Annotated in this window: 12 protein-coding genes; all 12 read right to left on the bottom strand. The window is 58.2% G+C overall.

From position 1 onward, the window contains the following. Positions 1–30 precede the first annotated feature (30 nt). Positions 31–540, bottom strand: a complete 510-nt coding sequence (locus ABYV89_RS10200) for a NuoB/complex I 20 kDa subunit family protein (protein WP_432822849.1) — start codon at positions 538–540, stop codon at positions 31–33. Next, positions 531–887 carry an NADH-quinone oxidoreductase subunit A gene (locus ABYV89_RS10195; protein ID WP_432822848.1) on the bottom strand — a complete coding sequence of 119 codons (357 nt, stop codon included), beginning with the start codon at positions 885–887 and terminating at the stop codon, positions 531–533. The genes ABYV89_RS10200 and ABYV89_RS10195 overlap by 10 nt, the downstream gene beginning before the upstream one ends. Positions 888–1,147: 260 nt before the next feature. Beyond that, entirely contained in the window at positions 1,148–1,741 is a 594-nt protein-coding gene (rsxE, locus tag ABYV89_RS10190; protein ID WP_432822847.1) for an electron transport complex subunit RsxE, read from the bottom strand. Continuing rightward, positions 1,738–2,343, bottom strand: coding sequence for an RnfABCDGE type electron transport complex subunit G (locus tag ABYV89_RS10185; protein ID WP_432822846.1), 606 nt, complete (start codon positions 2,341–2,343; stop codon positions 1,738–1,740). Before ABYV89_RS10185 ends, rsxE begins: the two co-directional genes overlap by 4 nt. Further along, entirely contained in the window at positions 2,340–3,347 is a 1,008-nt protein-coding gene (locus ABYV89_RS10180; RefSeq protein ID WP_432822845.1) for an RnfABCDGE type electron transport complex subunit D, read from the bottom strand. The genes ABYV89_RS10185 and ABYV89_RS10180 overlap by 4 nt, the downstream gene beginning before the upstream one ends. Position 3,348: 1 nt before the next feature. Continuing rightward, on the bottom strand, positions 3,349–4,665 hold the full coding sequence (gene rsxC, locus ABYV89_RS10175) for an electron transport complex subunit RsxC (protein ID WP_432822844.1): 1,317 nt from the start codon (positions 4,663–4,665) through the stop codon (positions 3,349–3,351). Between the two features lie 32 nt (positions 4,666–4,697). After that, on the bottom strand, positions 4,698–5,543 hold the full coding sequence (locus ABYV89_RS10170) for an RnfABCDGE type electron transport complex subunit B (protein ID WP_432822843.1): 846 nt from the start codon (positions 5,541–5,543) through the stop codon (positions 4,698–4,700). Between the two features lie 47 nt (positions 5,544–5,590). Next, the gene (gene rsxA / locus ABYV89_RS10165) at positions 5,591–6,172 is read right to left on the bottom strand and encodes an electron transport complex subunit RsxA (RefSeq protein WP_432822842.1); all 582 of its coding nucleotides are present in this window, start codon (positions 6,170–6,172) and stop codon (positions 5,591–5,593) included. Positions 6,173–6,495: 323 nt separating this feature from the next. Next, positions 6,496–7,224 (bottom strand): response regulator, encoded by a 729-nt coding sequence (locus ABYV89_RS10160; protein WP_432822841.1) that lies wholly within the window; start codon positions 7,222–7,224, stop codon positions 6,496–6,498. A gap of 39 nt (positions 7,225–7,263) precedes the next feature. Then, on the bottom strand, positions 7,264–9,036 hold the full coding sequence (locus tag ABYV89_RS10155; protein ID WP_432822840.1) for an Lnb N-terminal periplasmic domain-containing protein: 1,773 nt from the start codon (positions 9,034–9,036) through the stop codon (positions 7,264–7,266). 154 nt (positions 9,037–9,190) lie between these two features. Beyond that, the gene (locus ABYV89_RS10150) at positions 9,191–9,661 is read right to left on the bottom strand and encodes a DUF3015 family protein (RefSeq protein WP_432822839.1); all 471 of its coding nucleotides are present in this window, start codon (positions 9,659–9,661) and stop codon (positions 9,191–9,193) included. A 190-nt stretch (positions 9,662–9,851) separates the two neighbouring features. Beyond that, entirely contained in the window at positions 9,852–10,718 is an 867-nt protein-coding gene (locus tag ABYV89_RS10145; protein ID WP_432822838.1) for a chemotaxis protein CheX, read from the bottom strand. Between the last annotated feature and the right edge of the window lie 227 nt (positions 10,719–10,945).

Genomic DNA, 10,945 nt, shown 5'->3' with positions numbered 1-10,945 from the left:
GCAATCAATTCGAAAAGATGATCACCCGGATCAGGCTTCGTTGATTCTTTCGCCGATTCCGATCGCCGCACCAAAGGAGTTACGCTCCTTCATGATTTTCTCCTGCAGCTTCATGATGCCATAGAGAAGCCCTTCGGGACGAGGGGGGCAACCGGGAACATACACATCGACCGGCACTATTTCGTCAACCCCCTGTACAACGCTGTAGGTATCAAACACCCCACCCGAACAGGCGCAAGCGCCCATTGCAATGATATATTTAGGCTCGGGCATCTGCTCGTAAAGAATCTTGATGACCGGTGCCATTTTCTTAGTTACCGTCCCAGCGATGACAATACAGTCGGACTGGCGGGGTGAAGCACGAAAAATGACCCCGAAGCGGTCAAGGTCAAAACGCGCCGCACCCGTGGCCATCATCTCGATGGCACAGCAGGCCAAACCGAAGGTCATCGGCCACAGCGACCTGGACCGGGACCAGTTGACAAGCTTGTCAAGACTGGTGGTAACGACATTATTCCCCAGCGTTTTCTCTACTCCCATTCCAGCGCTCCTTTTTTCCAGACATAAACGTAACCAACGAGAAGGATGGCAATGAAAACACCCATCTCGATGAATCCAAACATCCCGAGCTGCTTGAACACGACCGCCCAGGGATAAAGAAACACGGCCTCGATATCGAACAGGATAAAGAGCATGGCGATAATGTAGAACTTCACCGGAAACCGCTGACGGGCCGTCCCGACCAGGGGCATGCCACATTCATAAGGAGCCAGCTTGATTGCGGATGGCTTCTTTTGCCCCACCAGAAATGAAAACAAGGTTGAGCCCACGGCGAGAGCCATGGCGCAAAGGATGAGGACGAGTATCGGCAGATAACTCTCAAGCATGAATTAGCTCCTCCCAAATGTAGACTGTGTCTAATTGCTGGATAGCGTTTACGTTACTTCGCGGGATGCAAGTTAAGATAAATCAAATTCTTTGTCAAGGAAAAAATACAGTATACAGTATGCACTCAATTTGGTCGTGAAGTAGCTTAAAAAGGGCGTTTGTGGGGATTAGCATGGGAGTCTAACGGGGGGCGAAAGCAGGCCCGAAACGGGCCGGCATCGGAGCGGGGAATTCGGCGAGAAAATGGGGCCTGGCGAGCCTATTTGCGCAGGCTCTCAAACCGGTTCATCCCGGCCAGCAGAAACCCGAGGGCGATAAAAGCGCCGGGCGGAAGGATCAGCAGGAGGAAAGGGGGATAGGTGGCGCCGAAGAGGGAGATTCCAAGAATGCTGCCGGATCCCAGCAGTTCGCGCACCGAGCCCAGCACGAAAAGCGCCAGGGTGAAACCCAGCCCCATACCCAGCCCGTCAGCAACGGCGGAGAGTACGGGTTTTTTCGAGGCAAAGGCTTCGGCCCGGCCGAGGATCAGGCAATTGACGACGATCAGGGGGATAAAAATTCCGAGGGCCTTATAGAGGTCATAGGCGTAGGCCTCCATGCACAACTGAACAACGGTGACGAAGGTGGCAATCACGACAATAAAGGCAGGGATCCGCACACCACCGGGAATCATCTTGCGCAACAGGGAAATGGCAATATTTGAACAGATCAGCACGAAGGTGGTGGCCAGCCCCATGCCGAGACCGTTTTCAGCACTGGTCGTCACGGCGAGGGCAGGGCACATCCCGAGAACCAGCTTGAATACTGCATTCTCACGCCAGATCCCCTTGGAAAAATCTTTCAGCAGATTCATTTTGCTTCCCCCCTGCCGGACGTGATTTCGGCACGATGTTTCCGGTAATACTCGAGCCCGCCAGCGACGGCGGTAACAATCGCCCGCGGCGAAATGGTCGCACCGGTGATCTGGTCAAAGACGCCGCCGTCCTTTTTGACCCGCCAGTCGGCATTATCGAGATTTTTTCCGAGAAACTGGCCCTTGAACCAAGGGTCTTCAATCTTGCTTCCCAGCCCCGGAGTTTCGGCATGGGCGAGGATCTCTAGGCCGGTCACGGTCCCCTCAGAGTCAACGCCGACCATGATCTCGATGTTGCCGCTGTAACCGTCCGGGGCCACCACCTTGAAAGCCGTCCCGGCCAGAACCCCCTGCATACGGCCGCGGTAAAAAACCCGCTGCACGTCACGCCCTTTTTTATCCTGACCGGTGATTAGTGCCACCGTATCGGCGTCAGGACTATTGTCGATGGGCGGCATCACCGCCAGCAGCGCCTTGAGGGTTTCCTGGCGGCGCTGTTCCGCGATCGGTGCGCGGGTGACCTGCTCGACGAGGGACAGCAACAGACCGGCGCCACCGGCAATCAGAGTCAGGACAACGACCAGCTTGAGGATATCTTTCATCCCGCCCCCCCCGCCTGAACGGCACCGAATTTTTTCGGCCTGGAAAAACGGTCAATCAGCGGAGTAGCTGCGTTCATCAGCAGAATGGCGAAGGACACCCCTTCGGGATACCCTCCGAACAGGCGAATCAGCACCGTCAGCACGCCGCAGCCGACACCGAAAACGAGCATGCCGCGCGGCGCGACCGGGGATGTGACCATATCGGTGGCCATGTAGAACGCGCCCAGCATCAGACCGCCGGTAAGCAGGTGAAACAGAGGACTGGGATAGCGTGTCGGATCGATCAGCCAGAAGAGACCGGACAGGATCACCACGGTCCCCAGGTAGGTCATCGGGACGTGCCAGGTCAGGATCTTCTTCCAGAACAGATAGGCCGCCCCCAGCAGCAGGGCCAGCGCTGAAATTTCTCCAAGCGACCCGGCCATATTGCCGATGAAATAGTGGCCGAGCCCGGCCTGCAGGGATTCGGGCAGCTTGCCGGTAAGCATCACTGCCGTTTTCCATTCACCCAGCGGGGTAGCCATAGTTATCGCATCAGGGGCTGAGCCAAAGGGGGCCGGGGCGCTCCAGGTGGTCATCTGCACCGGAAAGGAAATCAGCAGCACCACCCGGGCCACCAGGGCCGGATTGAACGGGTTGTGGCCGAGGCCGCCATAGACCTGCTTGGCAACGATAATGGCCACCGCCGAACCGAGCAGGGCCATCCACCAGGGACAGGCCGGCGGGAGATTGAGAGCCAGCAGCAGGCCGGTCAGCGCCGCGCTGCCATCGGCAATGGACAGTGGCTTGGCCATCACTTTCTGGCACAGGGCTTCAAAGGCCACGCAGCCGACCGTGCACAGCAGCAGCAGGACCAAGGCCGGCAGGCCGAAGAAATAGATCGACAACGCACTGGCGGGCAGCAGGCTGTATATGACCGCCCGCATCACTTTATCGGTGGTCTCCCCGGAATGCACATGCGGGGAAGACGAAATATAGACTGGTTTCTTCTCCGGCTTGGTCACGTCAGCCCTTCCTTCTCTTGGCCAGAATGGCCGCCTTGCCGCTGCGGATCGATTGCACCAGGGGGATCGCCGCCGGACAGGTATAGGTACAGCAACCGCATTCGATACAGTCCATGGCGCCATACTCTTCCGCCTCGCCAATCCGTTCGAGTCGGGCATAGGCGGCAATGGTGGTCGGCAGCAACTGGGCGGGACAGACCCGCACGCACCGTCCGCAGCGGATGCAAGGCCCTTCCGGGCACAGCGACAGTTCGTTTTCACGGAACAGTAGCAGTCCGGATGTTCCTCGGGTCGCCGGAACCGCCAGCGAAAGCTGGGCCATGCCCATCATCGGCCCGCCCATGATGATCTTGGCGGGGTCGCCGGCAAGACCGCCACAGTGTGCCACCAGGTGAGCCAGCGGGGTGCCGATGCGGACCCGCAGGTTTTTCGGTTCGGCCACGCCGGGCCCGGTCACCGTGCAGATCCGCTCGATCAGCGGTCGGCCATGGGTAACGGCGTCATCAATCGCCGCTGCGGTGCCGACGTTCTGCACCACCAGGCCGACATCCATCGGCAGCCCCCCGGAAGGAACCTCGCGCCCGGTGATCGCCTTGATCAATTGCTTTTCCGCGCCCTGCGGAAACTTGACCGCCAGCGGCACGACTTCGATCCCGGTGCCGGCACAGAGCTTTTGCAGTATCGCGATGGCATCGGGCTTGTTGGCCTCGATGCCGATGAAAACCCGGGACACGCCGAGAACCTTTTGCATCACCGCAATCCCGGCCAGAATCCGTTGCGGCTCTTCAAGCATCAGGCGATGATCGGCGGTAAGGTAAGGCTCGCACTCGACACCGTTGAGAATCAAGGTATCGATCGGTTTTTCCGCCGGCGGCGACAGCTTGACATGCGCAGGGAAGGTCGCCCCGCCCATGCCGACCACGCCGGCAGCGCGGATTCGTTCGCGCATCTGATCCGGGGAGAGGTCTTCGCAACGGGCGGCCGTAATCCCGTCCACCCACTCATCGGCACCATCCGGCGCAAGAACCACGGCCGGCAGGTCGCGCCCCGAAGGATGCGGTCGCGGCTCGACGGCCAGCACCTCGCCCGAGGTCGAAGCATGCACCGGTACCGAGACGAATCCCTTGGCCAGCCCGACGGGCTGCCCCTTCTTTACCCGATCGCCAGGCTTCACGCAGGGGTCGGCCGGCAGACCAATGTGCTGCGAGAGCGGAATCAGCAACTGCTCCGGCAAAGGACAGTCTTCGATCGCCTTGTGGGATGACCACTGCTTATTATCCGGGGGATGCAGTCCACCGGTGAAGGTCTTGAGTTTCATGGTTTTCTCAGCATCCAGTAATCCGGCATGGTTCAGGCGGCCCGCCCGGGGGCCGATTTGGCCGGCAGCTTATAAGTGCTGCCCTCGGGATAGCCTTCGGCAAAGTCACGGATACATTTGGTGGGGCACTTTTCCACCGCCGCCAGCGCTTCATCATCGTACTCATGCTGAACAACGGCCAGGAAGTTTTCAACCTTGTAGGCTTCGGGAACCGTCTTTTGGCAGATATGACAGGCAACGCAGCCGATGGAGCAGTACTTGCGGACAACGGCCCCCTTGTCATGGCTGTTGCACAGCACGTGGACAGTTGCCGCCCGCGGCGCCATGCGAATCACCGCGCGGGGGCAAACCTGGATGCACTTGCGACAGCCGGTGCACGCTTCCCTGCTGATCACCGCCAGCCCGTCAGCTGTCATTTCAATGGCGCCGAACGGGCAGACACGCATGCAGCTGCCGAGCCCGAGGCAGCCGCCAGGGCAGGTCTTCGGCCCGTCGGCCAAACGCTGTGCCGACTGGCAGTCGGCGATGCCGAGGTAGCGGTATTTGTTTTTGGCCTTGCGATTATCGCCCTGGCAGAGGACCACCGCCACCTGCGGATCGGCGGCCTCAGCAGCCACCCCCATGATATGGGCGACCTTTTCGATCGCTTCGGCGCCCCCCGGGGTACACAGGCTGGCCGAAGCCTCGCCGGCGGCAACCGCCTTGGCATAGGCGCCGCAACCGGGGTAGCCGCAGGCGCCGCAATTAGCCCCGGAAAGCACTTCGAGAATCGCCAGTTCCCGGGGGTCCACCTCGACGGCAAATTTCTTGGCGGCAATACCGAGCGCCACCGCGGCCAGCATGCCGATGCCGCCTATGCTAACGACAGCTTCTATCATCGACTTATCCCTTCAACTTAGGCGGGGGGACGGGCCACCGACCTGGGCTACCCCTTGACCAATCCGGCAAATCCCATAAATGCCAGGGAGAGGAGTCCGGCCGTCACCAGGGCGATCCCGGTGCCGCGAAAACTGGCCGGGACGGGACTCAGGTCGATCCGTTCGCGCAAGCCGGCGAACAGCACCATGGCCAGGGTGAAGCCAAGAGCGGCTCCGAGGGCGAAAACCACCCCCTCGAGAAAGGAATAGCCTTTCTGGATATTCAGAACCGCCAGGCCGAGCACCGCACAGTTGGTCGTGATGAGGGGCAGGAAAATCCCCAGGGATTGGTAAAGGACGGGACTTGCCTTCTGGATCACCATCTCGACCAGTTGCACCAGCGAGGCGATGACCAGAATGAAGGCGATCGTCTGCAGGTATTCGATGCCGTAGGGGATCAGAATGAAATACTGGATGAACCAGCTCACTACCGTGGCCACGGTCATGACAAAGGTGACCGCCATGCCCATACCGAGAGCCGTCTCGACCTTTTTTGACACCCCAAGAAAGGGGCAAATGCCAAGAAACCGGGCCAGCACGAAGTTGTTGACAAAAACTGCGCTGACCAGAATCAGTAAGAGTTCTACCATAAATCCAGCTTTCTCAAACGTCGCCGAGCGGGCAACTGAAAATTGGTCTGACCAAAACTTTATAAAACAAGTGGCACAACTTTGTCAATTTTTTTATTTTCAATAAAGGGCAAAAACTAACGCTCAAACCGCTAGTTAGACCTAGCCAATTCCTCAACCAGTTAAAACGCACGAAACACCCGGTCCGGACCATCCGATAGAGCCCGAACGACCCATGACTTGCCCCCCCTTATGTTTAGTAGAAATAAAAAAAGGGCCCGCAGTGGGCCCTTTTTCGGATGTTATTATTATAAACTCCCCCGCAACCCGCTTCGGCAACCGCCTCAGGTTAGACAGGTTCCGGGATAGGCCTGTCTCTTTTCGACAAAATTGCGGATCAGGTCACTGCCGCCTGCGGAAATATTTTTGAACTCCAGGCCGATTCCGGAAGGGAGATCGAGCTTGGAGCGGTTCGGCCCCTGGTTGGCCCAAGCCACTCGACAGGTCGCCTCGACCACGGCGGACGAGGAGTCCGGCAGGACAAAGCTCAGACTGACGTCATCCGCCTGCCGAAGCGGACGATCCAAGCCAACATAGAGTCCCCCTTCGCTGATCTCTTCGCTGGTCACACAATAACACTCCTCCCCCTGGCGCAAGACGACCATCTGCCGGTAGACAACCCGCTTATCCCGGCGCTCGACCATGGCCAGGAACTGTTTCCCCATAGCGAGAAAAGACGTTCGCTCCAACGGCTTCTGCAGCACCGCATCACAGCCCGACGCGTGACAGAGGCCGGCGCCATGGCTATTCGAAAGATCATGCAGCATGATGACAGGGATGTCCTTCAACAACGCATCGCTTTTAATCTGCCGGCAGCAGGTGGCGCCGTCGAGCTGCGGCAGGTCCTGCTCCATATAAACCAGGTCAGGCGGCCGCCCCTTGATCAGCTTAAACGCCTCGTGCCCATTGCGGGCGGTCAGCAGTTCAGCCTGGGTCCGCCGCAGAAAACCTTTTTCCAGTTCAAGATAGAACCGGGAATCATCGACCAGAAGAATCGTCGGTGTTGCTGCCATAGCGCCTCATGTGTCCTGCTGCCCCGCAAAGCGATCCGTTCACCAGTAACGGTTCCAGAGCAGCATCCCTTCCGTCGTCCAAATACCGAAATCCAGCCGTCGCGCAAGCTCGAGGGAAAGACTGTTCTGCCGGTTGATCCGCAGGTTCTGCCCGAGATCGAAGGAACCGCTCCAGCCCCTCTCCCCGAGCAGATAGTGAATCTGCCGGCCCCTGACATGCACGCGCCAGCTCCCCCCGATCTGTGCAAGTAAACCGGCACTGGCGCCACCGCCAATGGCGATATCGTTCTGCATGTGGCGCTCATGCAACCCCTCGATCTCCAGCAGCAGATAACCCAGCATCCGGCTTGCCTGCCAGGCATATCCGCCGCCGCTGCCAAGGCACGAAACCAGGTGGCGGCCTTCCGGCAGAACCTGACGGCGCAGGCCCAGCTTCACCTGCCACGAAAGCGGCGCATCAAAAGCGTTGACCGGAGACAGCGAAACGATATCGACTAATTGTAATCGTTTCAACTGAACTTGTCTTCCTTTATCATTAAAATTTATGGCCACGGCCCCCAGCTCAATTTGCGAGCCAGAAAGATACCCCTCTTCGGGGTCAAGCAGACTATGATTGGCCGGGCGAAAATTCAATTCCTGTACCCAGCGCGTTCCTGAGTAGCCCAGACCAAGGCCGAGCCGGGTCGTCCCGTGGCCATGGTCGGGGCGTACCGGATCCTGCGCAGTATGACCATCCGCGGAGCCAGCGCCAAGCCGGCTTCGTTCATCCAGAAGCTGAAGATAGCGGCTGCGATAGGCGCCGAGATCCAGCTCCTTTTTGATATATTTCAATTCGACAGCCGTTGCCGCCGCATTGAGAACCCGGGCTTTCCTTTCCCCATCGAGCTCGGCTTCGGCTAACTCTTCGGCCCGCATTTCACCCCCGGCCAGCCTTTGCGCGAGACCCCTTTCAGCGGAATCTAGTACGTCCGCCTGGCGGCTCAGCAAGGTGGCAATGGACGGCCGGTAACTGGCCTGCTCGACAAGATCATGCTGATCGACCAGGCGCACCGTATCGATCGGCATGACCCAGAGCGGCGCCGGTTCGGTCAGGCGCAAATCCGGGCGCGCGGCCTCGAGCAGATAGAGCAGGTTGGAGGAACAGTTTTCATCAAAGAAATAGTAGTCGGAATAGATGTTACGCAGCTCCCAGAGATGCAGGAACATTTTCCGGCTTTCAGCGGCCGTCAGGCGCAATCGGTATTCCCAGATATCCCTGCGTTCGAGGCCGCTGTACTCCTTGATCTTGTCATAATACGGCAGCAGCGAATAGTAGCCGCGATACCCCCCCGTTATACCCTTGATCGCATAGGCAAAGCCGTTGCTTTCATCGGTGTACGCCGAGTAGTTGGCCGCATGGGCAAGCGGCTTGCTCTCATATGCCCCGTGAAAATTCAACAGGGTGTGCCCGAACATCGATGCCGGGCTGTTCGGATAGCTGCCCGGGAAGACCAGGGTTGCCGCCCTTGGATCGACTCGCTGCAGGGTCCGTTGAAAATCAGGACACTCCGCGGCGTCCGGCAAAATCACCGGAAAACCCAGTTCCGTCTGCAACCATGCAAGCCGTGCCACATAACGGCAACGTGGACTTTCTTCTGCCGCCCTTTGCGGTCCAAACAAAGCCGCCACGGTCGCCAGCAGCTCATCTCGCGGGCTGGTTTTGCCCTTTGCCGCGAGAAAAAAAGTAGGATCATCGATCTGACTTACCCAGCCGTCGCCCACCTCACGATAGTGCAGCAGCACCTGCCAATAACGCTGCTCGTGCAGTTTCATCTGCAGGACATTCTGCTGCAGCCTGGCGACTGCCCCTGAATCGGCGCCCGCGGCCGGCGTGACCGTACTGAGTACACAAAAAACGAGGCACAGAAAGCAGGAACTGCATCTGTGCCTCGTCAAGAAAAACGCTGTGAAAACCATCAAAAGAAGATTAGCCGGCGGCGACGACAATCCGTTCGAGGATAACAGCGGCCGACTCCTCACCGGTTACGAAAATCTGACTGAAATTCTTTTGCAGGTTGCCGGCAAAAGCCGCCATCGCCCCCTCAGGAACCGCCAGCAATTCGGAAAGGGTCTCCAGGTATTCACCCTCGCCAACGGCGATATCCCGGGCCAATCCGTCCATATTGTCGCGGACATAAGCAAAGGTGCGGTCGTCGGCGCCAATACTTTCCGGTTGCTCGCAGCCGAGCGTACCCGAGGTAATGCCAAAAGTCTGGTTGCCAAACAGGCCGTTGGTGGTCGCCTGCATGGTCTGGGAAAGGATCGACCCATCCGCCTTACTGCCCCAAAGCATGGTGCCCAGGCCACAACCACAGTTATTCTGCGCCTGACCGGCCAGGGAACTGCCCGTGGCGACGAGCACTACCAGAAAGCTTCCTGCTACGAGCTTGATTTTCATGGGTAACTCCTCCTGGGTGGACATCAACAATTAAGATCATATCTAAACATAGCGGCTGAAAATGTCAAGAATTGTTCAGGATCATCCTGCCGATAACCCGTGGTCGCCTTGGCCTCAACAAACCGGATTAAAACTAAAACAGGCCACCCTGTTATAAGGTGGCCTGCAGAAGGGATCGAGGTTGAGGCAATTACCTGCTGATGAAGAGCGCCAACTCGACCGTATCGCCGTCAGCCGCATAAACCGGAAAGAGCAGGGCCGCTTCACCTTCGCCGACCATGAGCCTGCCGGCCTGTCCGGTGACCAGGTAAGGCGGGTCGATTTCGAAGGTAAGCCCGAGCTGGGCGGCCTTAGCGGCCACATTGCCACAAACGATATTGATGAACTCCATGACCGTATCGTCGAGTACTTCCTGCGGTTCGTTATCGACATTGTCCTCCTTGAGAATGGCCTTGGCCAGTTCTTTCCGGATATTGGTCGATACATTGAGCAGGTAGCGGCCGCTGACCGAACCCTTGAACGGCATGACCGCAACCAGGTCGGAGGGATCCAGGCCGTCGGTAATCTGACACATGCCTGGCCGGGCCGACAGACCGCCCACACGAATCAGCATCTTGAAGGTCAGGTCGGCCACGATCTCCCAGACGTTGGTATTGGGCACCCCCGGTGGAATAAGAATCCGATCGACAACATAGGGGGCCTGGTCTTCCTTGAAGGCATCCAGATATTTCTTCAAATCCTCAGAGTTCAGGGCGCCGATGCGCACAAGGGCTTCGCCAATGTACAGATGGTTGTTTTTCTGCCGGGTAAGCACCTGCTTGACCTGCTCTTCAGAGAGAATTCCCAGCTTGACCGCCATGTCGCCAAACATGAGATCCTCAATGCGCTGAGCATCATGGATTCGCTCAAAAGCGTCGACCGAAAGCAGCCCCATCGACAGTGCCGTCGCGCCGAATTTGAGGTTGGTGGTTCCCTGCAGTTCAATGGCCTTGAGCAGATCCTTATTCCCTACAGCTCCCTTTTCAAGCAGAAACTGTCCGAAAAACTTAACTGCCATGTCTGTTCCCCTTGTCAATAAATGGTGTTATGCCTGAGTGTACAGCCAAAAGGCGTCTCGGCCTGGCCATGACCTGTACAATGGCTAAATTTCACGCAGGGTTTTCAGAACCCCTTCCGCATCGAAGGGCTTCGATATAACGGTTTTTGCCCCCAACCGCAAGGCCTCGGCGAATTTGTCGCCGACACCGCCTAAGGAGGTCACCATGACCACTTTGGCGTTGGGGT

The sequence above is a fragment of the Trichloromonas sp. genome, from assembly GCF_041583255.1.
Lineage (GTDB): Bacteria > Desulfobacterota > Desulfuromonadia > Desulfuromonadales > Trichloromonadaceae > Trichloromonas.
This window is presented reverse-complemented; position numbering and strand designations above follow the sequence as displayed.